Origin of the sequence: Natronosalvus vescus (assembly GCF_023973145.1) — an archaeon.
Classification (GTDB): domain Archaea; phylum Halobacteriota; class Halobacteria; order Halobacteriales; family Natrialbaceae; genus Natronosalvus; species Natronosalvus vescus.
On record NZ_CP099546.1, the window covers coordinates 2,197,082 to 2,220,161 of the forward strand.

Here is a 23,080-nt window from a genome sequence, read left to right on the forward strand (position 1 = left end):
GATTCCATTTTGTCGTGGCCGCCTCGAGAAGAGATATGAACGCGATCAAAGACGCCGTCCACGACTACGTCGAAGTCGACGGCGTTGCCCGGGACTTACTCGACACGGCGGCGATGCAGCGTCTCAGACACGTCAAACAGCTTTCGACGGTGCGCCTCGTCTACCCCTCGGCCAGCCACACGCGCTTCGAACACAGTCTCGGCGTCTACCACCTCGCCCGGCAAGCGCTCACCCAGCTCGGCATCGACGGCTCGCGCGCGGAGGCCGTCCGCGCGGCAGCACTCCTCCACGACGTCGGCCACGGCCCCTACGGCCACCAGACCGAACGGATCATCGAGCGTCGCCTCGGTCGACACCACGACGACGTCCACCACCTGTTCGAGTCCTCCGAACTCGCGGCCGTCCTCGAGTCACACGGGCTCGCCCCGGACGTCGTCGCCGATCTGATCGCCGGGAAGGGAAAACTCGGCCAGCTCGTGTCGGGTGACCTCGACGTGGATCGAATGGACTACCTCGTCCGGGACGCCCACCACACTGGCGTGCCGTACGGGACGGTCGACCCCGGACGGCTCGTTCGCGTCCTCCAGTTCGTCGACGGCACGCTCGCCCTCGAGGAGGGGAACGTGCCGACGGCGGAGAGTCTGCTCGTCGCCCGGGCGCTGATGAACGCGACGGTGTATCGTCACCACGTCTCCCGGATCGCCGGCTCGATGCTCGAGCGTGCCTCCGAAACCTTGCTCGATTCGACCGATCTCGCCCCCGAACGCTTCGCCCGGATGACCGACGCCGAACTCCTGGCGGCCCTGCGGGAGTGCCCGGAGACGGCGGACGCCGCCAAACGTCTCGTCGAACGGCGCCTCTACAAACGCGCCGTCTGGGCCGAACTCGAGGCCGTTCCCGACTGGCTCCTCGAGACGAATGACGCGGATCAGCGCACCCTCGAGTCCGAGATCGCCGACGAGGCAGGCGTCGAGCCGGGGTCGGTGATCCTCGATTGCCCCGGTCGCCCGAGTATGCCCGAGACCGACACCCAGGTCGTCGTCGCTGGCTCCGTCCGACGCTTACACGAACAGTCGCCGCTCGTTCAGGGTCTTCAGGCCGCCCAGCAGGCCCAGTGGCGACTGGGCGTGTATGGGCCCGAGCCAATGCTCGAGGCCGTCGAGTCGGCCGCTGAGTCGGTGCTCGAGATCGCGTAATGCCATACTGATCGCTCGCTGAAAACGAACTGTGTACTGCTCACTCGCTGAGAGTGTTGTGTGGTGCCCGTTCCCATTTCCACAACAAGGGGAACCGGCCGACCCTGCGCGCGATCGGCCGAATTCGATGGTGGTTGGCGGATTCGATTCGTCTTCGCCCGTCCTCGGTACCCCTACCCAGTGACAGGCTATGTGGTGTATGCTGGCGTGGCACATGACTGTGTCGACCTCTTTCGATCCGTGCAACGCCCGCGGACGGTCGCCTCTCGAGGCGTCGACGGCCGTCTGACACACGTTTTTTACCGTTCGACACGGACGGCCTGCTATGCGCGCAATCCAGACCTGTGACTTCTGTGAGCGGACGGCCACTGGCACGTTCGAGGTCGTCCCACAGCCGCTCGAGCCAACCGAGGCAGAACAGCGCCGAGTCGTCCTCTGTGAGGCCTGTCAGACTCGCCTCGAGTCGTTGCTCGAACCGCTATTCGACCGCCTGCTCGACGGGAACCGAACCGAGGGTGAGGAGAGCGACGCGACCACGGACGCCAGCCACAGGGAGCGAACGGCTACCGAGGGGATCACGCTCGGTGCGCCCACGTCGTCGGTCGAGACGAACGCCGACACGCACGCACCCGACGACCCTGCCGAGGCGACCGCGGAGACCACCAACGTCGAGCCGGCCGATCAATCCGACGACTCGAGTGCCGGTGGAGAGGGAGATGCCGAGGACGATTCGGTCGACGCCGACGAAACTGTATCGGCTGGGTCGGTTGCCGGTGACTCGAGCGACGGAACGGACTCGAGTGAACCTGCGACTACAGACGATCGAAACCGACCACCAGCGGCCTACGGGAAAGTACTTCGCCTCCTCAGTAACCGCGAGTTCCCGATGGCGCGATCGGACGTCGAGGGCCTCGCCGCAGGGGCCTACGAGCTCGAGGGGCACGAAGTGGAGGCGATCATCGACCACGCGATCGAGACTGGCGAGTTCGTCGAAGACGGAAGCCAGCTTCGACGAACCTAGTGGCGTTCCAAGCCTGATCTGCTGAGCGAAATTAGCCGGATGCGTTCTACTTCACGCAGTGATCAACGAGTGAAAGCGTCCTGAACGACTCGAGGGATCTTGCTCAGGGTGTCCCCTTCGTGCTTAGAGCGTTCCCTTCGTACTCGGCGTTCCATCCCGTCGCTCGTCGAGTCGGGTCGCGTCGTCGAGCGTTCGAGCGAGCGCCTTGAACAGGGCTTCGACCTCGTGGTGGGCGTTTTCCCCTTCTATAGCGAGGTGCAGCGTCAGTCCCGCGTGCATCGCCAGGGACTCCCCGAAGTGCCGGGCCATGTCGCTCGTGAACTCACCAATCTGTTCCTGTGAGAACGTCCCGTCGAAGTAAAACCGAGGGCGGCCACTGACGTCGACGACCGCACCCGCAACCGCCTCGTCGAGCGGCACGCGCCGGTCGGCGTAGCGAACGATCCCGTCACGGTCACCGAGGGCTTCGTCGAACGCGGTGCCCAGCGTGATCGCGACGTCCTCGACCGTGTGGTGGTCGTCGACGTGCAGATCACCGTCGCAGGTCACCTCGAGGTCGAACAGGCCGTGTTTCGCGAACGCGGTACACATGTGATCGAAAAAGCCGATGCCGGTGTCCACTGTCGCCGTTCCCGTCCCGTCGATGTCGAGCGTACACTCGATCGAGGTCTCGGCGGTTTCCCGGGAGACCGTCGACGTTCGCTGACTCATACCCGAACATCGCGGCTGATCGTACAAGGCGATTGTGTTCGTGGCGATACGTCGGTTCGAACACCTTCCGCCCGTCAGCGCCCACTCTCTGACCGAATCGGAAACGAGCGGTTCTAGAGCGGTTTTAAAACGTCTACTGGATTTTAAAAACGCCAAAAAATGAATTTCGCGATTGTTAACGTGATGAAACGAGTCGAATTCACGCCAATATTCTGGCGGCTATATGCTGTGTGCAGTGAATGTCTGTTTTAGCCAGAGGTGCCTGATGACCATGCCCAACCCCTCCCCGCCCACAACCGAATCGTCCACGCCGTCAGCCGGTGAGTACGCCACCCACCTTCGCCGACTTGGTCGTACAGTTAAACCCTCAGCACAGTTCCTGAGCTTCTGGCTGGCAATCGGCCTGCCGTTCGTGTACCTCCCCCTCCTCGCGAACGGACTCGGTGATCCGACGGTTGCCCTGACGTTCGTGACGCTGTTGTTCGTGAACGTCCTCGCTCTGTACGCTGGTCACGGCTACAACCGCACCTGATACTGGCGGATACCCCGGTTTACACACCGATCGTACTCGAGACGTGATCTCGTGTTGACGAACGGGTGTCACACCGACTGCCCCTCTGGCGCTCCCCGTCCGCTACGACAATCGACTCACTCACTGCGAGCGACGGCCGTGGCTTCCTCGAGCGTAAACGCACCTTCGTACAGCGCGCTCCCGACGACGACGGCACTCGCGCCAGCCTCACGGATCGCCGTAATATCCTCGAGCGTCGCGACGCCGCCACTGGCGATTATTGGAATATCCGTCGCTGATGTCAGTTCGTGGACGGGGGCGGTCTCGACGCCCTCGAGTTGTCCTTCGACGTCGACGTTCGTGAAGAGAATCGCGGCGGCTCCGAGTTCCTCGTAACGTGTGGCGGCCTCGACGGGGCTGATGCCGGTTCCTTCCGTCCAGCCCTCTACGACCACTTCCCCGTCTCTTGCATCGAGGCTGACGACGACGGACGCCGGATGGCTCTCGCTGATGTCGGCGACGATCTTGGGGTTCTCGACGGCGGCCGTCCCGAGAATCACCCGATCGAGCCCGCGCTCGAGCAGGTCGATCGCTCCGTCGGCCGTTCGGATCCCGCCGCCGAGCTGGGTCGGGACGTCCACGGCCTCGAGCACTGCGTCGATCGCCTCGGCGTTCCGGCGCTCGCCCTCGAACGCACCGTCGAGGTCGACCAGGTGGAGGCTTTCCGCACCCGCCTCGATCCAGCGTCTCGCCGCGTCGACTGGATCGCCGTAGCGTTTCTCGGTGCCGCGTTCGCCCTGGACGAGCTGGACGACCTCACCGCCCTGTACGTCGACGGCGGGGATCACCTCGAACTCGGTGACCTGCTGTGTGGTCATACTCGAGAGAGCGGGGGCCCGCGAGTAAAGTCCCTCGTTTCGAGCAACTGATTACTGACGATCGTTCCGGGCAACTGACTACCGACGAGGTACACCAGGCGTCTCGAGGTGGTGGAGGATCATCGAGCCGACCTGGGGGTGGAAATCACGTCGGTGTCAAAAACAGACGTATTTTTAGCCTCCACCGCATACAGTCGTTCGTGTCGGACATACTGTTATACGCCGGTATCGTCGTCGCGATTTTCGTCGGCTACAACATCGGCGGCGCGACGACCGGGCCAGCGTTCGGTCCCGCTGTCGGGGCGAACGTCATCACAAAAGTCGCCGCCGCCGCGTTGATGTCCGTGTTCTTCTTCATCGGCGCATGGACGATCGGTCCAGCGGTCGTCGACACGCTCGGAAACGACCTGATCACCGACAGCGATATTTTCACCCTCGAGGCCAACGTCGCCGTCCTCTTCTTCATCGGCGGTGCGCTGTTTATCGGAAACTACGCTGGCGTCCCCGCCTCGACGTCGATGACGGCCGTCGGTGCGATTGCGGCTCTCGGTCTCGCGACAGGCGAGTTGGACACGGCCGTCGCCGGTGAAATCGCCCTCTGGTGGGTCGTCGCCCCAGTCATCGGCTTCTGGGTCTCGGGTGTCGTCGGTCGGTACTTCTACCCGCAGATCAACGCCTGGGTCGCCATCGAACCCAACCGGGACGGCGATCCCATGATCGCGATGGATCGCAGCGGCCTTCTACCCACGATTCGCTTCAGCGAGGGAGCGAGCCGACGGAAATCGAGTGGTGCACTCATCGTCGTCGCCATCGGCTGTCTCATGGCTTTCAGTTCGGGAACGAGCAACATCGCTAACGCGATCGCCCCCATCTACGGGGCTGGCGGCCTCGAGCTCGGCCCGCTCATCATCATCGGGTCGATCGCCGTCGCCGTCGGCGCGTTTACGATCGCTCGCCGCACCCTCGATACGCTCGGCAACGACATCACGAACCTGCCGTTAACGGCGGCGATCATCGTCGCCGTCATCTCCTCGACGATCGTCATCCTCCTCTCAGCGATGGGGATTCCCGCGAGTTTCGTCGTCGTCGCCACGATGTCCATCGTCGGTTTGGGCTGGGGGCGGGCAACCCGCACGACGACGCTCCCGGACGCTGCCAAGGGCGAGGAGACGGCCGTCTCGATCGGAGCGCTCACGGCGGATGAAGAGGGCGAACAGCTCCCGGAAATTGGGGAAGAAGATACCACCGACATCCCTCGAGCATCCGACCTGTTCGACCCGTCGACGACGGCACGGGTCATCCTCATGCAAAACGTCGTACCACTCATCTCGACGGCGGCGGCGTTTCTCACGTTTCGCTTCGTGCCGTTCTTCGGCTTCTAAGAGCGGTCGTTTCTCTTTTTCGGAGTGTCAGGTCTGATAAACCGTTGCAAATGAACAGCAAGCTATACCAGTACGGGCCTCGAAGCGCCACCTGATGCCCACGGTAGAATACCTCAACTACGAAGTGCTGGACGATCAGGGATGGGACATGGACGACGACGACCTCTTCGAGAAGGCGGCTGACGCCGGGTTCGACGACGAGGACTACGGCACTCTCGAGGTCAACGAAGGCGAGTACATCCTCGAGTCTGCCGAGGCCCAGGGCTACGACTGGCCCTTCTCGTGCCGTGCTGGCGCGTGTGCGAACTGTGCGGCCATCATCAAAGAGGGCGAGATCCAGATGGACATGCAGCAGATCCTCTCGGACGAGGAAGTCGAGGACAAGAACGTTCGCCTGACCTGCATCGGTACCGCCGAATCCGAAGAGGTCAAAATCGTCTACAACGCGAAACACCTCGACTACCTGCAGAACCGCGTCATTTAAACGCGCGTTCTCTGGATTCAGGATCGTGTCGGTCACGTTCCGACACCCCGTTTTGAGATTGTTTCGAGCGGCATCGCTTGTGCCGTCGATGACAACGTATTCGTAGAGCGGGCTCAGGCCATCCTTCCTCGAGCCGTAACACTGACGACCCGTCGGCCCGCCGTAGCGCACGTGTACGACGCTGTCCCGATCGCTTCGACACCCGACCTCCTCCGGCTCGTCGTCGTTCCCGTCTTCGCCTGGGCGGCCGTCCGCGACGTCAAGACCCGGCGGATCTCGAGCACGGTCTGGATCCCGCTGTCGGCGCTGGCGGCGATCCTCTTTCTGTGGGACGGCTGGGTCGCCTCTCGAACGGGCGGGTACGTCTGGACGCACGAGTTCCTGATTCCGGCGGCGATGAGCCTGGGACTCGTCGTGCCGCTCGCGTACCTCTTCTGGTGGTTCGGCGGCTTTGGCGGAGCTGACGCGAAGGCGCTGCTGGTACTCGCGCTGTTGGTACCCACGTATCCGGCCTACGTAATCGGCTCGTTGACGTTCCCGGCCGTCGCCCCGCAGACCGCGATGCCGTTCTCCCTGACGATTCTGACGAACGCCGTCCTGATCGGCGCGTTGATCCCGGTCGCACTCGCCGTTCGAAACGCTGTCGCCGGTCGGATTTCCCTCGTGATGTTCGTCGGCTGGCCGACAGCCTGGGACGCGATCCCGACGACGCACGGACGTCTGCTCGAGACGCCCGAGGGTCGCACTCGCCACGGCCTCGACCTGGACGCCCTCCGGATGTACCTGCGCTGGCGGGGACTCTCCCTCGAGGAACTCCGGGCTGACCCCGAGGGCTATCGCGACCCGGTGAGCCTCCCCGCAGAACCGAACCCACCGACGGATGGGGCCGTCACCGCGACGGTCACGGAAGCCACCGCGGATGGCGGCTCGAGTGCGGCCGCCGATGGCGACGGGGCGGATGGAGTGGCGTCCACGACCCGACCAGACCCAGTCGGTGACGACCCCTGGGGTGTCGCGACGTTCCTCGAGGACATCGACGGGACGGCCTACGGCACCGACCCGGAGACGCTTCGGGACGGGCTCGAGGTGCTGGCGACTGAGGACGTCGTCTGGGTGTCCCCCGGGACGCCGTTTCTGGTGCCCGTCTTCGGTGGGCTGCTCGTCGCGCTCGTCTACGGGGATCTGTTGCTCGGCCTGGTGTTCTGACTCTCGATAGCACTCGAGTGGCGGAGTGATCGCCAAAATGGGCTACCGGTCACCGGCCACCGGCTACCGATTACCGATTATTGATTATCGATTTCCGATTACTGATCACAGTGTGCGCTCGTACAGCGGCACGACCAGCGTCCAGAACACGACGAACAGACCGCCGCCAGCGATCACGAACAGCCACGGCAGATCGCTCGAGAGCTGGCCGGTCGGCGGCCCGCCGGCGATCGCACCCACGGTGGCGACGACCAGCACGAAACAGCCGAGAAAACTCCCGAGTTCGATCGTCGCCGCAACCGGATGCGCGCGAAAGCGGGCCACGAAGCCGGTGAGTCCGAGCATACCTCGAGGTGTCCCTCGAGGGTGATAACTCTCCCGGCAGCCAGTTTCAGGGTGGGCTCATACGGTTTGCTGTAGTCTCTAACCGGTGATTGTCGACCCGGTGGGCAATCACCGGAAAAAGGCACAGCAAACCGTATCAGGCGCGCTCGTCGATCGCCGCCGCGATCTCGTCGAGTTCGTCGTCCTCGAGCGTCGGTGTCTCGCCCGCGATGGCGTGGATGGGGCCGCCGCCGTCGCCCTCGAACCGCGGCACGATGTGACAGTGGACGTGGGGAACCTCCTGGCCCGCTTCCTCGCCGTTGTTGAACGCGACGGTGGTCGCATCGGCGTCGACGCTCTCCTCGACGGCCGGTACCAGGCGGTGGATCGTCGCGTACAGATCCGCCGCGACGTCGTCGGGAACGTCGTTCAAGCGCTCGTACTCGTCCTTTGGAATGACGAGCGTGTGACCGGGCGCGAGCGGATTGGCGTCCAGGAACGCGAACGTCGTCTCGTCCTCGTACACGACTCGAGCGGGGATGTCACCCGCGACGATCTGGCTGAATATCGTCGACATGGTCGAACGTGTGATGGCCCGAGCCAAGAACGTTACTCCCGTTCGCGTTCGCATTCGCGCTCGCGTTCCTGCTCGAGACAGCCCCCGATCGCTCCGTCGAAACAGCCCTCGTGTCAGCTCTCGAGTCACCCCTCGAGACAATCCTCGAGCACCCCCGCGAGCGCCTCGCGGTACTCGACAGGTTCGTAACCCAGTCGACCGATCCAGACGTCCTGATACGACGGGTGCAGGATCGGAACCAGCCACACGCCCAGCCGTTCGCATGGGCGGGGCTCGAGCACCGTCTCGAGAAACCCCTCGAGCGTCTGTCCCTCGGCTGCGAGTACCGACTTCGTGGCGTGTTTCCCCGTCGCGAGGACGACCGTCGGCTCGACGGTCTCGAGTTCGGTCAGGAGGTGGTCTCGGCAGGCCGCCCGCTCTTCCTCGGTCGGTTCGCGATTGGTCGTCGGGTCGTCCGGGTCGGCGGGGAAGCACTTGACGGCGTTGGTGTAGTAGGCGTCGTCGTAGCCCAACTCCTCGAGCAGTCGACGGATGCGCCGGCCGGAGTGCCTCGAGGTGTAGGCCTTCCCCGTCCAGTTACCGCCTCGCCATCGGTCGGCGTCAGGAGTGCCGTAACCGGGTGCTTCGCCGATGACGAACACTGAAGCATCCAGCGGGCCGGTACCCCACGAGATGCACTCCCGATCTTCGACGAGACGGGGACAGCGCCGGCAGTCGGGCTGGAGGACGTGGCGGTCGGTCGGAAACGACGGTGATGGCGTATCCGTCACGGGCGCTACTCGGTACGAACGGGATTTAGCGAGCACGGTTTCGACTCGAGTCCAGTCACGGTCAGCGATCAGTTGGCCGGGCGACAATACCGCCTCAGTCAACGGGGCGGGGATCGACGATCGTCAGCGCCACGGAGGTTGTCCCGCCGACGGCGACGGTGAGCCAGTAGGTCGCGAACCGGTACAGAATCGCGATCGCCGTCGCGGTCGCGACCGTCATCCCGACGTCACTCGGGGCGAGCAGGTAGACGACGGTCGCGAGCGTGGCCTCCACGCCGCCGAGCCCGCCCGGCGTGGGGACGATAAATCCGAGTTTACTGAGGGCGACGCTGAGCAGGACGATCCCGACCGGGAGCGGCGTGCCCACCGCCGCCGCCGACGCGTACAGCGCCAGCGCCAGCCCGAGCCAGGCCATGTGGGCGTACACCAGCGCGAGTGTCATCGAGCGCCGGTTTCGAGAGACGAGCTCGAGCGTCAGCGTAAAGTCCTGCAGTCGACGTTCGACGTTCTCGCGGGTGAGGAGGCCGGCACGCCGTGGCGAGATACGGGCGACCACCCCGCGAAAGCCCACCAGGGCTCTGACGATCGCTGTCTTCAGCCGTGATCGTTGCGTCCAGAGGAACAGGGCGAGAAACGCGAAGATAGCCACCATCCCAACAGCCGGAAAGAGGTACGGTCTGGGATCGATCGGCGGGGACACCCGGGAAAACAGGTACACGACGCCGACGAACCCGAACGTGTAGTAGGGGACGTACGTCATCACGTCGGCGCTGACGACCGCGGCGAGGCTCTCCTCGTAGGCGGCATCGGTGTACCGCGAGACGATCGCGGCGTTGCCGACGCCGGAGGCAACCTGTCCGTAGGGGGTCACGTACTTGATGAACGTCGCCGTGGTGAACACGCTGGCGACCAGCCAGTACGGTCGCGGCTGGTCGACGACCGAGAGGACGCGCCGCCAGACCTCGCTCCGGAACGCCAGCGTGATGAGCGAGCCGACGATTGCGATGGCGTACACCGATAGCGACGCCCGTTCGATCGAATCGAGGACGTCGTCCCAGCCGACCAGGCTGATGAATATTCCGAGCAACAGCACGGAGAGGCCGAGTGCAACGGCAGCACGTCGTCTCATTGGCGATGTTCGCGACGGGTGTCGTCCACTCGAGTCGCTCGAGTCGCTCGCCCCTCTGGTTCCGGTTGTTCACTCACGAGTGCTGTCACGTCGTTGATCTCTACGAACGTCCGACTCACCACGTGCAGTTAATTGTTGATACTTTTTGATGCTCGAGTGACGGCTTGCAAGCGAGAGAGGACGCAGGTCAGAACGGAGTAGCGCAGACTGGAGCCGGTCAGTCAGAATCAGAACGGAAGCCGATCGCGCAGCCAGTCGGCGAGCGACTCGTCCGGATCGAGTTCGTCTTCGTCGGGGATCACGCATGGGTCGGGCTTGATGACGGTTCGGCTGCCGCCTGCCTCGACGACGATCAGATCGTCGTCTTTCAGGGTCGCGAGCGCTGCCTCGAGGTCGTCGATGTCGACGGCGACCGCTGCCCGGAGTTCGAAGACGGTCATGCCGTCGTCGTTTCGATTGACGAGCGCATCGAGTACCTCGACCTCCGTCGAGGGGCGGTTTCGGTACTCCTGTTTGGCTCTCATCCACGTCTCCCTTCGTGACGGCGGGATTTGACGTTTGCCGTTTACCCACTCTCTGGAGGGTTCGATTTGCGGTACGTTTTTTATGTCCTGACTCGGAACGATTGGACAATGGCCCTTCGATGTTCGTTGCTCGGACACGATTTCGGCGAGACCGAGGTCGATCGTGAGCGCGAAGAACGGGGAAGTGAGGTCGTCGTAACCGTCACGGAGTACGAAAAGTGTCTCCGATGTGGCAAGAAGACGGTCACCAGTGAGAACACCGAGGTGACCGCGCTCGACGCCGGTTTCGATGCAGACCCCACGCCCCCAGACGAGTCCGTGCCAGCCCCCGAATCAACCCCCGACACTCCCAGCGACGCCGCCAGCGATGACTCGCTCGAGGCCGATGCCGACGTCGACGTCGACGCCACTGTTGACGCTCACGACACCGGCAAAATCCTCGATGCTGAGGCGGGCGATACCGACGCCCCGCCTAGCGAGCCGACGGAGGTGCCGTCGGATGGCGAGGAACAGTCCACCGTCCCACCTGCCGACGCAGTCGACGACGACATCGACGTTCCGACGGACGAACACGGCGAACCGATCACCGACGACGCCGAGATTCTCTCCTCGGACGACGCCGAGCGCGACGACCGCGATCGCGGGCACGGCGAGTGGCCCGACAACGACGACGTCGGCCCACCGGTCGGGGCCAGAAACGAGCCGGCGGCGTGGCCGGAGGACGAGCCGGCGGCGTGGCCGGAGGACGAGCCGGAAGCACAAGCAGACCTCGCAGCGGACGCGACCGGCACCGAGACGACGTTCGCAGAGGACGACGTCGAGCAGGCAGCTGTCGACGACGGTGACGACACCGACGCGGACGAACCCGTCACCGACGACGCCGTCTTCGTCGACGCCGATCCGGATCCGACCCCGGAACAGTCCGGCTCCTACACCGGGATTGCGAGCGCCCAGCGCGCTCCGAACCCCAGCGAGAGCACGACCTCGAGCGGCACCTTTACCGAGTTCTTCTGCCCACAGTGTTCGTTCGTCGCTCCCGGCGACCGTGGCTCGCTTCGCCAGGGCGACATCTGTCCGGAGTGTCGGAAGGGGTATCTGGGCGAGCGCGACCGCTGAGTGCGTTCGCTCCTTTTTTCGACCTGCCTTCGGCCCCGCCGTAGACCCGTTACCGACTCGTTGTAGACCCGTTGGCAGCTCGTTGGTCACCCGTACTCGGCAAGGAACCGATCCGTTTTGCCCATTCGGCACGGTGTCGACTCACCGTCACACACCTCAGCTATCTGTCACGGTGTTCACACCCACCGACGGTGATGAAAAGAGGTAAACACTCCCCCCGTATACTCCACAGCCATGAAGGAGTACAAGATGCGCCGTGGTGAGCACCTCGAGGATCGAATCCCCGATATGAAAGCCACCGTCGAAGACTACTTCGGCTCGATCACCGGCACCGAGGAGTTCAAGGGCAGTGACCTGTACGTCGTCGGCGAACCGAAAAACCCAGTCTTCGAACGCATCGTCGTCGGTGCCGTCCAGTACTCCGGCAAGAAGGACAAACTCGCCGTCGACTTCGTCGAGCGCGACCCCACCGAACTCGGCCCGGACGAACTCGAGGCCGCCGGTGAGGCCGTCTCCGCGAAGAACGACTTCCTGCTCGAGGCGACCGCACGCGACGCCAAATCGCGCCGCGAGTCGCTCAAGCGCTCGGTCGAGGACGACCCGGATCACGATTTCTAAGACCCACCTTTTGCGCTACGGTCTGCTGCGCTGACGGCTTCGCCGCACAGCGCAGCGTCCCTCGGCAAAAGCTGGACCAAAAGCACTCCTCACTCCCGATGGTCGTTCGTCGGCCCGCTCGCTCGGCGTCGCCTCGCTCGCGGTGTGACTGCTGGCCCGCAGCACCGCTCAGCGGCCTACCCTCCCCCGGCGCTCGAGCATCGCCGATTCGACGACGCTCGATTACGGCCACTCTTCGGTCAGATACGGAACCGAATCAGATCCGGGGACGACCCGGTGGCGATCCGAGCACGCGTCGATCGTGACTGACTGCAGAATTTGACTTATCGATCCTCGCGACGCCGATGCACCTCGAGCAGCCCGATCCCGTCGTTGCTCTCCCGGACGTCGATCGCGTCACCGACACGGATCTCGTTGAAGTCCTCGGAGACGATCGCGACGGATCGACAGCCGGTCGCGTTATCGGGATCGCCAACCGGCGCTGTGTCGCATATCTGGGCGCGAAGCCGCACCTCGTAGTACGCGTTCTCGAGATCCTGTCGAAAGTCGCCCTCGAATCGCAGTGGCTGGTCGTCCTCGAACGCGCCCTCGAGATCCTCGTGGACGTCGTGATACACCGGCCCGTTCTCGTCGTCTCGTCGCAAAAGCAGGGTAAACGTCCGCTCCTCGCCGCTGTCGAGGTCGATCTCGGTCGCCTCGATCGACTTCTCGAGGACGATCACGCGCTCGGTCAACCCGAGTCGACGCAAACAGCCCGCGAGGGCGATCGTCGGCAGCGTCGCGAGGAACGCGCGTCGATGCACGTTCGCTGATCTGGGGTGGAGACAGGAGTACTTTTCCACCGACGATCGAGGATCCGTCGCTCGTCCTCCTTTGAGCCCCACGCTGCCCGAAGAACTACTCCGGAGCCGACTCCTGAAAGGCCCGTATCTGGGCCATCGACTCGTCAGCGAAGTTTCGCTCCATCAGCGGAATGTCGTCCTCGTAAAACCAGTAGTTGACCAGCGACGCGTGAACGCCGTACAGCAGTCCGATCCACCACAACGTGTGCCGGTGTTCCCAGAAGTGTTCCTCGAGCCGTTGTCGATCCGGCCGCCGGTCGATGAGCGAACGGTACTCGTCCGCGGCACCCTCCTCCGGCGTGATGACGCCCTCTTTCTCGAGCAGATACGCCGTGATGAACGGTTCGCCGAGACTGGGTACAGTTCGTTCTACCGTCTCGTCGTACAACGCGTCGTGGACGATTTTCACCGCGTCGTAGGGGGTTTCGTCGTACAGTTCCCCCTTCATCCGTTCGACGTGTTCGGTTACCTCCGGGGCGGGAGATCCGAAAACGGTCTCGATCGTCTCCCATGTCACTGGGTCGAAGTCGCTCATTCGAAGATCTGTTGTGAACGAAGCGCCCCGTCTACCTAAGCGTACGCCATGTCCCCCGGATACCGGAATCGAGGCGGTTCGAAATCACTAAACGCTCGCCCTCGAACCCTCGAGTAATGGATTTACAGACGTTCCTCGCGGCGACGCTCACCGCCCACATCGGCTTTGCGATCTTCGTGACGGCACACGCCAGGATGACCGACCGGGAACTGGGGAAGTGGCCGTTGATCACCCTCGTGTTCGGCCTCGCTGGCGTCGCTGGCTACTTCTTCTACGACGAGTCGGCGAAGTCGGGTCGGATCTGAGTCGACCGGTTCGATCCCCATTTTGGCCAGACCAAGCCAGACCAGGCCAGATCAGGCCAAAAAGACGTGTCGCGGTCGATCGGCCAAAACGTCGCGTCCCCACTCCACCGTCTCGGCGAACGCGTCGCTGCGGAAGAACGCCATCGCGTCCTCGCGGGCGTCCCAGCGACTGGCGATGAACATGTCGTTCTCGTCCTCGAGATTCGCCAGTAAGGCGGTCTTTCGGTGGCCGTCCATCTCCTCGAGCAGGCCGCCGACGTCGGCGAAGGTGCCGACGAAGTCCTCGCGGTGGTCGGGCTTGACGGTGTAGAACATCCCCATCGTGCCCCAGGAGTCCTCGTCGTCGTCGCCCGCCTGGCGAACGATGTCGGGGAGGTCGGCCAGGAAGCCCGCGGCGGTGCTCGCGGCGCGGTCGGTCTCCCAGAGGCTCACGACGGCCGACTCCTCGTCACCTTCGGCGTCGTAGACGGCCGTTTTGACGTGGCTGTCGTAGTGATCGAAGTTCGTCCGCAGGCCGTCGACCTCTTCGAACAGCTCGTCGACGTCGGCTTCGGAGTAGAGGACGACCGCGTGGACGTCCTCGCCGTGGGGTTGGCCGGCGTAGACGCCGACGTCCTCGAGTTCGCTGCGGACGCGTTCGTCTTCAGCGGTGTCGTCCCCGTGGGCTCCGCCAGAGCCATGACCATGGCCATGGCCATGTCCGCTCGAGTCGTCGTGGCCGTGTCCGTGCCCGTTCCCGTGTCCGTGCCCGTGATCGTGTCCGTGGTGGCCCCCGTGACCCCCGGCCTCCGACGGTTCCTGTGAGACGTGCTCCCCGGCGAAGTACGCACCGAGTTTCTCGGGTGCGATACGCCGACCGAAGCGGAACCGGCCGAACTCCCCGAAGCGCGAACTCGAGGGATCGAAGCGCATCTCGTAGAGCAGATCCTTGATGTCGGCCGGATCGTCCGCGAAGAGGGTCACGCCCCACTCGTGGTCGTCCAGGCCGACGCTGCCGGAGATGATCTGGGTCACCTTGCCGGCGTAGTCCCGGCCGATGTCGCCGTGGGCGGACATGTACTCCTTGCGCTCGTCGAACGGCAGGTCGTACCAGTTCCACTCGGCGTCGCGGCGCTTGTCCATCGGGTAGAAGTTCACGTACTCGGCGTCGGGAATCGAGGGTTTCAGCCGTGTGTCGATGTAGCGGGCGATGCCCGACTCGGCCTCGCCGTCCTCCTCGAAGTACGCCTCGGACATGTACCCCGAGACCTCCGTCACCGAGAGGTAGGAGTCGGTGTGTTCGGTGAACCCGGCGAGGGGCGTCTGTTCGAACCGACGCTCGAGCACCTCGAGGTCGGCGATCGTCGGCCGCAGGTGCAAGAAGAGCAGGTCGGCCTCGTGGCCGACCAGCGCGAAGGTGGCCGACCCACCCTCGTCGCTCTCGACGTCCGCGAGGGATTCGGCGCTCGAGAGGTAGTGGATCCCTTCCTCGAGGGCGCGTTCGCGCTCGTGGTCGGGGGCGCTTCGCCAGGCGTCCCAGTCGACCGACCGGAAGTCGTGCAGGACGTACCAGCCTTCCGCCGTCTGTGGCGGTCTCCGTCGTTCCATACGCGAGGGTGTGTGCCCAGGGGTGAATAACGAACGGTTTTCCGCTCGTGGTTGGATTGGTACTGCATTCACTATACAATCAATAGTTTAACACTACAGAATTTAGAGTGGATGCGATCTCGAGCCTCCGTTCTCCGTGGGCGACGACGACCGGAGACGCTTTGGGGATGCTCCCGCCTAGAGCCGATATGGTCGCCGACGAACACACACCGGGCGTGGCCGCCGTCTCGCGAGCCACCGGGTGGGGGTGTCGCTCGTGATCGAGGAGGCCGAATCGGTGCTCGAGGAGGTCGGCTTCGACCCCGCCTCGAGCGTCCTCACTCACCGCCAGGCACAGGTGCTGGCCCTCCGAGAGCGGGGCTTCTCCCAGGCAGCCATCGCCGAGGCGCTCGGTACCTCGCGGGCGAACGTGTCCTCGGTCGAGGGGAGCGCCAGGGACAATCTCGAGCGGGCGCGCGAGACGGTCGCGTTCGCGGACGCGTTACGCGCCCCCGTCCGGGTGCAGATCGAGGCGGGAACGGATCTCTACGACGTTCCCGATCAGGTGTACGCCGCCTGCGACGCGGAGGGGGTGAAGGTCGAGTACAGCGCCCCGGATCTGATGAAAGTGGTCTCCGACGCTGCCGGTGACGCGATCAGCGGCCGGCAGGTCGCCGAGTCGCTGGTCGTCGGCGTCACCACCGACGGCTCGATTCAGGTTCGGGTGAGCGAGTGACGGACTCGTCGGGTGTTCCGCTTGTGCTCGAGCCGCGCGGTTTTCCGTTCGTGCGACCCGCTAAGCTTCTTGTGACGGTTTCGTTCAGCGTACACGCTGACTGATTTGCAACCGTATCGAACCAGCAGAAAGCCCCTGCCCCGCTCGACTCAGGGGTTCCATGCGCGCGCTCGCTCCGCTCGCGTGCTTCGTCACCCGAGCGGTCGACCGTGCCAGCCCATTTTATTCCCACCCGCTTTGCTTGCTCGGCCAGCCGACACGAGTGGGAATGAAAGGGGGCTTTCACGGTGTTCGAACCGCGTTCCGACTATTCGCGGTAGTTTCTGGAACGACTCCTTGCCCCAGCCCCGAGAGATATGTCCGTCGCTGCCGTACCGTCAGCCATGGATCTCGACGTCGACGGCAACGCGGCACTGGTAACGGCTTCCTCGAGCGGCCTCGGCCTGGCGAGTGCGACGACGCTCGCCAGCCAGGGCGCCAACGTCGCCATCTGCGGGCGCGACGAGGAACGACTCGAGGCGGCGCGCGAACGCGTCCTCGAGGCGGCACCGGACGACGGGGACGTGGAGGTGCTCGCCAGGCGGACGGATCTGACCGACCCGGACGAGGTATCGGAGCTCGTCGAGACGACCGCCGAGGCCTTCGGCGGCATCGACCACCTGGTCACCTCCGCTGGCGGCCCGCCGAGTACGACCTTCCTCGAGACGACCGAACGCCAGTGGTACCAGGCCTACGATCTCCTGGTGATGAGCGTCGTCTGGACGATCGAGGAGGCCCACCCGCACCTGCTCGAGTCCGACGAGGGATCGATCGTCTGTATCACCTCCCGCACCGTCCAGGAGGTCGCCGACGGCCTCCTGCTCTCGAACGCCGTCCGTCGCGGGGTGATCGGCCTCGTCAAGACCATCGCGCGCGAGTTCGCTCCAGAAATTCGAGCCAACGCCGTCCTCCCGGGAACGATCGAGACACCGCGCATCGAGGAGCTAATCGAGGCCCGAATCGAGAACGGCACCTACGAGAGCTACGAGGCAGGGCTCGAGGCGCTCGCCGCCGACATCCCGATGGGTCGGATCGGCGATCCCGGGGAACTGGGCGACGTCGTCGCGTTCCTCTCGAGTCCACACGCGAGCTTCGTCAACGGGGTCGAGGTACCGATCGACGGCGGGCTGATGCGAAGTTAAGTGATCGATGGGGGGAACTGATGCGGAGTTAGGGGCCTGGCGACGGCGATCATCGATCGTCGATCGCCGTCAGTTGCTCACCGGCTCTCGCGAGTTCGGCGGCTTTTGTTCCCCCTCAAGTTCCTTATTTCGACGATCGCCATCCCTCACTCCCCCTCGCGAAGCCGGTCGGCAACGGTTCCGATACGGTCGGCGTCCGATCGTGGTGCCACGAGCACTCGATCGTCGACCACGGCGACCACGAGGTCGTCGACGCCCACTAACGAGACCTGTTTGCCCGGTGCGGCGACGACGTTTCCGGCCGCCTCGAGCGCATCCACGTGCGTCTCCCCGATCGACGCGTTCGCTTCGCCATCGGTGCTCGAGATGTGACCGAGCGCATCCCACGTGCCGAGATCGTCCCAGCCGACCGAAAGCGGGAGGACGTAGGCGTCGTCAGTTCGCTCGAGGATCGCTTCGTCAACGCTGATTGGGTCGACCGTGGCGAACGCGTCGCCGGGATCGACGCCCGTCTCGAGTGCGTCGACCAGCGGCGCGAGCGGAGAGTCGCGCGCAGCCTCGAGCAGTGCTTCGGGCGTCCAGGCGAAGATCCCGGCGTTCCAGGAAGCACCCGCCTCGATGAGCGAGGCGGCGGTCTTTCCGTCGGGTTTCTCGCGGAAGTCGGCAACTGGTGCGAACGCTTCGGCGGCGAGGTCGCCCTCGGGGAGAACGTACCCGAAACCAGTCGCCGGCCGCGTCGGTTCGACACCCAGTGTGACCAGCCCCTCCGTCTCGAGGGCGATCGCGGCCGCCCGCTCCAGCGCGTCGGCGAATGCCACGTCGTCGTCGACGTGGTGATCGCTCGGCAGCGTCACCAGCACGGGCGGCTCCTCGCCCACATCGGCGAGTCGCCAGGCGGCGTACACCAGCGCGGGGCCGGTGCCTGCGGGCTCGGGTTCGATCAGGAGCGGGACGTCGGGCGCGCGCTCGTGAACCCCCGACGCGAGGGGTTCGGTCGTCAGGACGTACTGCTCGTCGCTCGCCCGGCGCGCTCGCTCGAGGGTGCGCTCGAGTAGTGACGTGTTGCCGTCGCCGTCGTCGCAGTCATCGTCGCCGCCGTCGCAGTCGCCATCGGCCTCGAGCTCGAACTCGAACGCGAGGAACTGTTTCGGCCGATCGGGCCGGCTCAACGGGTACAGACGGCTGCCGGAACCCCCAGCGAGGACGCAGGCGATAATCGGCCGATCGCAGGGCCGATCGTGGGAGCGAGCACGAGCGCGAGCGTGACCGCGAGAGTCGTTCCCCATCCGTCGTCACCAGGTCTCGATCCGCCCCTCGTGGACGTCCTCCACGCAGCCCTCGCAGTCGGGGTGGTCGGCCTCGTAACACGCCGGGCGGTACTCCTCGTCGAGTTTTGCCGCCCGTCGTTCGGCGAATCGTCGGCAGACGATCTTCGCGCGCCCGGCGTCGTCCGTGGGGAGGCTCTTGGCGTTTCGGGCGGCACGATAGGCCTCGCGAGCCTCATCGAGCTGGCCGTCCGCCGATCGGCGAACCTCCTCGTACTGCGTTCCCGCCTGCTGGAGCTTTGTGCGGAGAAAACGCTCGATCCGACGCCGATCTGCCATTCTCGATGGGTGTTCGTGGGCGGGACACATAGGCCCGTCGCCAGGCTTCCGGTGTTGTGACTACCGTCTCCCGTTCGACGTGTCCCATCGACCAGACATTTTATCACGACCCTGCGTATTGTACAGAATATGGAACGCCGTGCTTTACTCGGGACACTTGGTCTCGTCACGACGAGCGGCTGTCTCTCGGTATTACGGGATTCTGCTTCCGTTACGTTTGAGATCGTCAATTTCAGAGCGGAGCGGTTCACCGCAGACGTCACGCTTCGCCGCGACGGTGCCGTCGTACTGGACGGGTTCGTCGATATACCTGCGCGAGAACCCGATGAAGACGCCTCCGGGTTGTCGCTTCAGACGCTCGAGAGCGTATCCAACGGGGACGCCATCGACGCCCGGGTCGAGATCGACGGTCGGGAGTACGAGTCCCGGTACGAAATCACGTGCTCTGGCAGTGATCGAGCGGCGAACACGTTCCAGTTCACCATCTGGTCGAGTGAAGACCGTGGAGACGATGGTATGGCGTTCGAGGGAAGCACGTGCTGATCGGAGATGACCGCGACGGACTGGTTTGCCGCAACGCGTGCTATCGCTCCCCTCGAGCGATTTCGCCTCTCGCCACGTCCACTTTCACTCCGGTGGCGGCAGTTTAAATACGATCGGGCGCGAACGTCGGTATGCCTCCCATGGATACACAAGAGGAGGCGTGATCCGATGAGCGACGTACGCCAACACGCAGAAGACATACACGCGCAGTTTTCAGACCACATCGACGTCGACGTCGACGACGTCGCGGAACGACTCAGCACCCTCGTCGACGAGTACAAAGTGCCGATGGACGAGGCGCGCCGTTCCGTCACGACGCACTACCTCGACGCGGCCGGCCTCGAGCGCGAGGACATCTCGAGCGGCTCGAGCGAACGCGCCCAGATCGAGGACGTCGACGAACCCGAGGAGTGGATCGACCTCCGCGCCAAGGTCATCGAACTCTGGGAGCCCCGCAGCGACTCCGTTGCACAGGTCGGCCTCCTGGGAGATCCGACGGGGACGATCAAGTTCACCAAGTGGGCCAAATCCGACCTCCCGAGCCTCGAGGAGGGCGGCGTTTACGACCTCCGGAACGTCGTCACCGACGAGTACCAGGGCCGGTACTCGGTGAAACTCAACTCGACGACGGTCGTCGAGGAACTGGACGAAGACATCGAAGTCGGCGACGACACCTCCGAGATCGAGGGAGCACTCGTCGACATGCAGAGCGGGAGCGGCCTGATCAAACGCTGCCCCGAGGAGGGCTGTACCTACGTCCTCCAGAACGGCCGCTGTCCCGACCACGGCGAGGTCGAAGGCGAGTTCGACCTCCGCATCAAGGGCGTCGTCGACGACGGGATCGACGCCCACGAGGTCATCTTCGACGCCGAGGCCACCGAGGGGCTGACCGGGATCAGCCTCGAGGAGGCAAAGGAGATGGCGATGGACGCCCTCGATACGACCATCGTCGCCGACGAGATCCGCGACCGGATCGTCGGCACCTACTACCGCATCGAAGGGCCGACGTTCGGCCGCTACGTCCTCGCGGACGAGGTCGAGGAACTCGACGGGCCGGTCGATGGCGAGGAACTGCTGATCAAAGCGAGGTCGATGTAAATGTCTCAGACGCAACTCACCCGCGAAGTCGCAAAGCGCGTCTTCGCCTCGGAATTCAACGATTCGACGTACGCGTTCAAGGAGTCGGACGACGAGCGCGCACCGAACTACGCCCTGTTGCCGACCGGCGACCGCGCCAACCGCGTGTTCTTCGTCGGCACCCTCACCGAAACCGAAGACGTCGGCGAGGAGAGCGAGTACTGGCGCGGCCGCGTCGTCGACCCGACGGGGACGTTCTTCGTCTACGCCGGCCAGTACCAGCCCGAAGCCGCCGCCGTGCTCCGGGACACCGAACCGCCGGCGTACGTCGCCATCGTCGGCAAACCGCGCACCTACGAGACCGACGACGGCACCGTCAACGTCTCCGTGCGACCCGAATCGATCGCCGTGGTCGACGAGGCCACCCGCGACCGCTGGGTCGTCGAGTGCGCCGACCGCACCCTCGAGCGCATCGAGGCGTTCACGGAGTGGGAAGCCGAGCAGGAGGCCCCCGAAAGCGGCTCCGTCGCGCCGACCAACGAGTACGCCCAGATGGCTCACGAGCGGTACGATTTGCCCGTCGAAAATTACCGCCGTGACGTGATTCAGGCCTTAGAGAGCCTCGAGGAGCTCGAGGCCTCGGCCTGACGACCGTTCGGGCGCTCTGTCATCTCGCACCACACCGTTTTTGACCCATTGTCAAGGATGTCGGCTCGTGTAATCGCGCGTTGCCGATCGTGACCGATGAGCGCTGTGCGAGCCCTTTATGTAGACCGGGTTTGAAAACTCCACCAATGAGCACCGACGAAACGCTATTCAGCGGTGAAAACGAGGACGCGATTCGGAAAGCCATGTACATCATGCTCGCCTGGATTCTGGTGGTCGTCGCTGCCGGCATCGCCCTGGTCGTCTTTCGCGATGCGTTCAGCGGCGTGTTCACCCTCCTTGGCCTGTTTTAACGGCGTCTACTGACACGGATCGACGAAGGTGGTGGGTCGTGCGAGTGTAATCGACCGAGCGGCTCGATTGTGCCGACATTTCAATCCGCGTTCGGACGTCCCCGGGGTGGATCGAACCGTGTACGACGAATCCACCCACAGCCCACGCGGTGTCGTCGACCCGCCCGGCGACACACCGTTCTCGATGAACCGTCGGGTCGACGTCTCGCTACGTGTGACTCGAGCGTCTGTCGAGCCCGTCACAGCGTCCGGTATCGGACGAACAGATAGATGATGACGAAGACGAATGCGCTGGCGAAGAGGTACTCGCCCAGCGAGAGTGCATAGACCAGCGCGCCCGCATTGAGCGCGATGCCGAACAGATAGATTGGGGCCAGTCGCTCCGTGTTCACGCGTCATCACCGCCGCGTCGCTTCCATCGAGTGAGTGATTCCATCTCTGGATTCATTGATCGATATCGGTGCGGAACCACCGTGAATCCGTCGCTCTCGGCTGTCGACTCGGTACGTTCGTGGGTACGTCTGGCACCATTATATCGCCTATAAATTTACCCGAACGTCCGAAACACGAGGCTATGTCCGAACGCACACACTCGAGAACGTCGTCGACGGCGCTCCCGCTGAAAGAAGGTGCACTCGGGGGTGTCGGCGCGTTCGTCGCCGGCTACGTCCTCACCTACCTGCTCGTCATGGTGGATTCGGAACTAGAGTACACCGACGAGTCCTCGGCGTTCGAGCTGATCGGCACCGTGTTCTACAACGCGCATTTCGTCGACGCGGAGTTCGTCTTCGCCTCGGGAACGGTGTTCGAGGGGACGCGGCGACTCAACATCATCGCCGAAGAGAGTACCCAGTTCCCCGAACCGGTGTTTTACCTCGTGCCGGTCGCCATCCTGTTCGGCGTCGGGGCACTGATCGCGCACCGATCGCTTCCGGCGGCGGCGACCGGCGTCGAAGGGGCGAAAGCGGGTGCCTCGGTGGTCGTCGGCTACCTTCCACTCGCCGTCGTCGGCAGCGTCCTCTTCGAGGCGACCGCCGAGTTCGAGATTCTGGGCGAAACGATCAGGTCGACGTTCGGCCCCGACATGTTGATGTCCATCATCTTCGTCGGGCTCGTGTTCCCGCTGGTTCTGGGCGCTGCCGGCGGCTTCCTGGCTCGTCGGTAGTCGCCGGATCTCGTCTGTGCCTCGAGTATCGGATACTCGTCGGTGCCTGGGACTTGGTCGAAGTGAGGCCGGCGGATTCACAACGATTCGGAGCGAAACGACGATGTCCACTGCGAACGC

Annotated in this window: 29 protein-coding genes; 16 read left to right on the forward strand and 13 right to left on the reverse strand. The window is 64.3% G+C overall.

The window, feature by feature from the left end; genetic code table 11:
- Positions 1-35 precede the first annotated feature (35 nt).
- Both NGM68_RS10435 and NGM68_RS10440 read left to right on the forward strand, forming a co-directional pair.
- Positions 36-1,196, forward strand: a complete 1,161-nt coding sequence (locus NGM68_RS10435) for an HD domain-containing protein (protein ID WP_252698066.1) — start codon at positions 36-38, stop codon at positions 1,194-1,196.
- A 325-nt stretch (positions 1,197-1,521) separates the two neighbouring features.
- On the forward strand, positions 1,522-2,217 hold the full coding sequence (locus NGM68_RS10440) for a hypothetical protein (protein ID WP_252698067.1): 696 nt from the start codon (positions 1,522-1,524) through the stop codon (positions 2,215-2,217).
- A gap of 123 nt (positions 2,218-2,340) precedes the next feature.
- Here the strand turns inward: NGM68_RS10440 and hisB are convergent, their stop codons facing one another.
- Entirely contained in the window at positions 2,341-2,928 is a 588-nt protein-coding gene (gene hisB, locus NGM68_RS10445) for an imidazoleglycerol-phosphate dehydratase HisB (RefSeq protein WP_252698068.1), read from the reverse strand.
- Positions 2,929-3,199: 271 nt separating this feature from the next.
- Between hisB and NGM68_RS10450 the strand changes: the two genes are divergently transcribed.
- Entirely contained in the window at positions 3,200-3,460 is a 261-nt protein-coding gene (locus tag NGM68_RS10450) for a DUF8028 family protein (RefSeq protein ID WP_252701415.1), read from the forward strand.
- Between the two features lie 116 nt (positions 3,461-3,576).
- Here the strand turns inward: NGM68_RS10450 and hisA are convergent, their stop codons facing one another.
- Positions 3,577-4,317 (reverse strand): 1-(5-phosphoribosyl)-5-[(5-phosphoribosylamino)methylideneamino]imidazole-4-carboxamide isomerase, encoded by a 741-nt coding sequence (gene hisA / locus NGM68_RS10455; protein ID WP_252698069.1) that lies wholly within the window; start codon positions 4,315-4,317, stop codon positions 3,577-3,579.
- 200 nt (positions 4,318-4,517) lie between these two features.
- On the opposite strand from hisA, the gene NGM68_RS10460 reads away from it, so the two are divergent.
- From NGM68_RS10460 to NGM68_RS10470, 3 genes are all read left to right on the forward strand, one after another.
- Entirely contained in the window at positions 4,518-5,699 is a 1,182-nt protein-coding gene (locus NGM68_RS10460; RefSeq protein WP_252698070.1) for an inorganic phosphate transporter, read from the forward strand.
- Positions 5,700-5,793: 94 nt separating this feature from the next.
- A complete protein-coding gene (gene fer, locus NGM68_RS10465; RefSeq protein ID WP_252698071.1) occupies positions 5,794-6,183 on the forward strand; it encodes a ferredoxin Fer in 390 nt (129 codons plus the stop codon).
- A 171-nt stretch (positions 6,184-6,354) separates the two neighbouring features.
- Entirely contained in the window at positions 6,355-7,389 is a 1,035-nt protein-coding gene (locus NGM68_RS10470; RefSeq protein ID WP_252698072.1) for an A24 family peptidase C-terminal domain-containing protein, read from the forward strand.
- A 105-nt stretch (positions 7,390-7,494) separates the two neighbouring features.
- Here NGM68_RS10470 and NGM68_RS10475 read toward each other — a convergent pair whose 3' ends face one another.
- From NGM68_RS10475 to NGM68_RS10495, 5 genes are all read right to left on the reverse strand, one after another.
- On the reverse strand, positions 7,495-7,734 hold the full coding sequence (locus NGM68_RS10475) for a hypothetical protein (protein ID WP_252698073.1): 240 nt from the start codon (positions 7,732-7,734) through the stop codon (positions 7,495-7,497).
- Positions 7,735-7,870: 136 nt separating this feature from the next.
- The gene (locus NGM68_RS10480; RefSeq protein WP_252698074.1) at positions 7,871-8,290 is read right to left on the reverse strand and encodes an HIT family protein; all 420 of its coding nucleotides are present in this window, start codon (positions 8,288-8,290) and stop codon (positions 7,871-7,873) included.
- A gap of 125 nt (positions 8,291-8,415) precedes the next feature.
- Complete coding sequence (locus tag NGM68_RS10485) at positions 8,416-9,060, reverse strand: uracil-DNA glycosylase (protein ID WP_252698075.1); 645 nt, start codon at positions 9,058-9,060, stop codon at positions 8,416-8,418.
- A 94-nt stretch (positions 9,061-9,154) separates the two neighbouring features.
- Positions 9,155-10,189, reverse strand: coding sequence for a lysylphosphatidylglycerol synthase transmembrane domain-containing protein (locus tag NGM68_RS10490; RefSeq protein WP_252698076.1), 1,035 nt, complete (start codon positions 10,187-10,189; stop codon positions 9,155-9,157).
- 227 nt (positions 10,190-10,416) lie between these two features.
- Positions 10,417-10,713 carry a DUF6432 family protein gene (locus NGM68_RS10495; RefSeq protein WP_252698077.1) on the reverse strand — a complete coding sequence of 99 codons (297 nt, stop codon included), beginning with the start codon at positions 10,711-10,713 and terminating at the stop codon, positions 10,417-10,419.
- Between the two features lie 108 nt (positions 10,714-10,821).
- On the opposite strand from NGM68_RS10495, the gene NGM68_RS10500 reads away from it, so the two are divergent.
- Together NGM68_RS10500 and NGM68_RS10505 are read left to right on the forward strand one after the other, a co-directional pair.
- Positions 10,822-11,829 (forward strand): DUF7093 family protein, encoded by a 1,008-nt coding sequence (locus NGM68_RS10500; protein ID WP_252698078.1) that lies wholly within the window; start codon positions 10,822-10,824, stop codon positions 11,827-11,829.
- 234 nt (positions 11,830-12,063) lie between these two features.
- Positions 12,064-12,447 (forward strand): DUF5611 family protein, encoded by a 384-nt coding sequence (locus tag NGM68_RS10505; protein ID WP_252698079.1) that lies wholly within the window; start codon positions 12,064-12,066, stop codon positions 12,445-12,447.
- Between the two features lie 323 nt (positions 12,448-12,770).
- Here the strand turns inward: NGM68_RS10505 and NGM68_RS10510 are convergent, their stop codons facing one another.
- Positions 12,771-13,250 (reverse strand): hypothetical protein, encoded by a 480-nt coding sequence (locus NGM68_RS10510; protein WP_252698080.1) that lies wholly within the window; start codon positions 13,248-13,250, stop codon positions 12,771-12,773.
- A 94-nt stretch (positions 13,251-13,344) separates the two neighbouring features.
- On the reverse strand, positions 13,345-13,824 hold the full coding sequence (locus NGM68_RS10515) for a hypothetical protein (RefSeq protein WP_252698081.1): 480 nt from the start codon (positions 13,822-13,824) through the stop codon (positions 13,345-13,347).
- 116 nt (positions 13,825-13,940) lie between these two features.
- On the opposite strand from NGM68_RS10515, the gene NGM68_RS10520 reads away from it, so the two are divergent.
- Positions 13,941-14,129, forward strand: coding sequence for a hypothetical protein (locus tag NGM68_RS10520; protein ID WP_252698082.1), 189 nt, complete (start codon positions 13,941-13,943; stop codon positions 14,127-14,129).
- Between the two features lie 51 nt (positions 14,130-14,180).
- On the opposite strand, the gene NGM68_RS10525 is transcribed toward NGM68_RS10520, so the two are convergent.
- Complete coding sequence (locus NGM68_RS10525) at positions 14,181-15,716, reverse strand: heme-binding protein (protein ID WP_252698083.1); 1,536 nt, start codon at positions 15,714-15,716, stop codon at positions 14,181-14,183.
- 256 nt (positions 15,717-15,972) lie between these two features.
- Between NGM68_RS10525 and NGM68_RS10530 the strand changes: the two genes are divergently transcribed.
- Positions 15,973-16,431: a Tfx family DNA-binding protein gene (locus NGM68_RS10530; protein WP_252698084.1), complete on the forward strand. Its 459-nt coding sequence runs from the start codon at positions 15,973-15,975 to the stop codon at positions 16,429-16,431.
- 383 nt (positions 16,432-16,814) lie between these two features.
- Complete coding sequence (locus NGM68_RS10535; protein WP_252698085.1) at positions 16,815-17,612, forward strand: SDR family oxidoreductase; 798 nt, start codon at positions 16,815-16,817, stop codon at positions 17,610-17,612.
- 146 nt (positions 17,613-17,758) lie between these two features.
- Here the strand turns inward: NGM68_RS10535 and NGM68_RS10540 are convergent, their stop codons facing one another.
- Together NGM68_RS10540 and NGM68_RS10545 are read right to left on the reverse strand one after the other, a co-directional pair.
- Positions 17,759-18,898 (reverse strand): sugar phosphate nucleotidyltransferase, encoded by a 1,140-nt coding sequence (locus tag NGM68_RS10540; RefSeq protein ID WP_256469878.1) that lies wholly within the window; start codon positions 18,896-18,898, stop codon positions 17,759-17,761.
- A 6-nt stretch (positions 18,899-18,904) separates the two neighbouring features.
- Positions 18,905-19,216, reverse strand: coding sequence for a DUF7091 family protein (locus NGM68_RS10545; RefSeq protein WP_252698087.1), 312 nt, complete (start codon positions 19,214-19,216; stop codon positions 18,905-18,907).
- Between the two features lie 129 nt (positions 19,217-19,345).
- On the opposite strand from NGM68_RS10545, the gene NGM68_RS10550 reads away from it, so the two are divergent.
- The 4 genes from NGM68_RS10550 to NGM68_RS10565 all read left to right on the forward strand — a co-directional run bounded on the left by NGM68_RS10550 (position 19,346) and on the right by NGM68_RS10565 (position 21,795).
- Complete coding sequence (locus tag NGM68_RS10550; protein WP_252698088.1) at positions 19,346-19,759, forward strand: hypothetical protein; 414 nt, start codon at positions 19,346-19,348, stop codon at positions 19,757-19,759.
- Positions 19,760-19,927: 168 nt separating this feature from the next.
- Entirely contained in the window at positions 19,928-20,857 is a 930-nt protein-coding gene (locus NGM68_RS10555; RefSeq protein ID WP_252698089.1) for a replication factor A, read from the forward strand.
- On the forward strand, positions 20,858-21,484 hold the full coding sequence (locus NGM68_RS10560) for an RPA family protein (protein ID WP_252698090.1): 627 nt from the start codon (positions 20,858-20,860) through the stop codon (positions 21,482-21,484).
- A 146-nt stretch (positions 21,485-21,630) separates the two neighbouring features.
- Positions 21,631-21,795 (forward strand): hypothetical protein, encoded by a 165-nt coding sequence (locus NGM68_RS10565; RefSeq protein ID WP_252698091.1) that lies wholly within the window; start codon positions 21,631-21,633, stop codon positions 21,793-21,795.
- A gap of 239 nt (positions 21,796-22,034) precedes the next feature.
- Here the strand turns inward: NGM68_RS10565 and NGM68_RS10570 are convergent, their stop codons facing one another.
- On the reverse strand, positions 22,035-22,187 hold the full coding sequence (locus NGM68_RS10570; protein ID WP_252698092.1) for a hypothetical protein: 153 nt from the start codon (positions 22,185-22,187) through the stop codon (positions 22,035-22,037).
- A gap of 182 nt (positions 22,188-22,369) precedes the next feature.
- On the opposite strand from NGM68_RS10570, the gene NGM68_RS10575 reads away from it, so the two are divergent.
- Positions 22,370-22,960 (forward strand): DUF7978 family protein, encoded by a 591-nt coding sequence (locus NGM68_RS10575; RefSeq protein WP_252698093.1) that lies wholly within the window; start codon positions 22,370-22,372, stop codon positions 22,958-22,960.
- Positions 22,961-23,080 lie beyond the last annotated feature (120 nt).

Bases quoted from the DNA above. Each gene is read 5' to 3' on its own strand.
- NGM68_RS10435 (WP_252698066.1), top strand. From the start codon at position 36: ATGAACGCGATCAAAGACGCCGTCCACGACTACGTCGAAGTCGACGGC.
- NGM68_RS10440 (WP_252698067.1), top strand. From the start codon at position 1,522: ATGCGCGCAATCCAGACCTGTGACTTCTGTGAGCGGACGGCCACTGGC.
- hisB (WP_252698068.1), bottom strand. From the start codon at position 2,928: ATGAGTCAGCGAACGTCGACGGTCTCCCGGGAAACCGCCGAGACCTCG.
- NGM68_RS10450 (WP_252701415.1), top strand. From the start codon at position 3,200: ATGCCCAACCCCTCCCCGCCCACAACCGAATCGTCCACGCCGTCAGCC.
- hisA (WP_252698069.1), bottom strand. From the start codon at position 4,317: ATGACCACACAGCAGGTCACCGAGTTCGAGGTGATCCCCGCCGTCGAC.
- fer (WP_252698071.1), top strand. From the start codon at position 5,794: ATGCCCACGGTAGAATACCTCAACTACGAAGTGCTGGACGATCAGGGA.
- NGM68_RS10475 (WP_252698073.1), bottom strand. From the start codon at position 7,734: ATGCTCGGACTCACCGGCTTCGTGGCCCGCTTTCGCGCGCATCCGGTT.
- NGM68_RS10480 (WP_252698074.1), bottom strand. From the start codon at position 8,290: ATGTCGACGATATTCAGCCAGATCGTCGCGGGTGACATCCCCGCTCGA.
- NGM68_RS10490 (WP_252698076.1), bottom strand. From the start codon at position 10,189: ATGAGACGACGTGCTGCCGTTGCACTCGGCCTCTCCGTGCTGTTGCTC.
- NGM68_RS10495 (WP_252698077.1), bottom strand. From the start codon at position 10,713: ATGAGAGCCAAACAGGAGTACCGAAACCGCCCCTCGACGGAGGTCGAG.
- NGM68_RS10500 (WP_252698078.1), top strand. From the start codon at position 10,822: ATGGCCCTTCGATGTTCGTTGCTCGGACACGATTTCGGCGAGACCGAG.
- NGM68_RS10505 (WP_252698079.1), top strand. From the start codon at position 12,064: ATGAAGGAGTACAAGATGCGCCGTGGTGAGCACCTCGAGGATCGAATC.
- NGM68_RS10515 (WP_252698081.1), bottom strand. From the start codon at position 13,824: ATGAGCGACTTCGACCCAGTGACATGGGAGACGATCGAGACCGTTTTC.
- NGM68_RS10520 (WP_252698082.1), top strand. From the start codon at position 13,941: ATGGATTTACAGACGTTCCTCGCGGCGACGCTCACCGCCCACATCGGC.
- NGM68_RS10525 (WP_252698083.1), bottom strand. From the start codon at position 15,716: ATGGAACGACGGAGACCGCCACAGACGGCGGAAGGCTGGTACGTCCTG.
- NGM68_RS10535 (WP_252698085.1), top strand. From the start codon at position 16,815: ATGGATCTCGACGTCGACGGCAACGCGGCACTGGTAACGGCTTCCTCG.
- NGM68_RS10540 (WP_256469878.1), bottom strand. From the start codon at position 18,898: ATGGGGAACGACTCTCGCGGTCACGCTCGCGCTCGTGCTCGCTCCCAC.
- NGM68_RS10545 (WP_252698087.1), bottom strand. From the start codon at position 19,216: ATGGCAGATCGGCGTCGGATCGAGCGTTTTCTCCGCACAAAGCTCCAG.
- NGM68_RS10550 (WP_252698088.1), top strand. From the start codon at position 19,346: ATGGAACGCCGTGCTTTACTCGGGACACTTGGTCTCGTCACGACGAGC.
- NGM68_RS10555 (WP_252698089.1), top strand. From the start codon at position 19,928: ATGAGCGACGTACGCCAACACGCAGAAGACATACACGCGCAGTTTTCA.
- NGM68_RS10560 (WP_252698090.1), top strand. From the start codon at position 20,858: ATGTCTCAGACGCAACTCACCCGCGAAGTCGCAAAGCGCGTCTTCGCC.
- NGM68_RS10565 (WP_252698091.1), top strand. From the start codon at position 21,631: ATGAGCACCGACGAAACGCTATTCAGCGGTGAAAACGAGGACGCGATT.
- NGM68_RS10575 (WP_252698093.1), top strand. From the start codon at position 22,370: ATGTCCGAACGCACACACTCGAGAACGTCGTCGACGGCGCTCCCGCTG.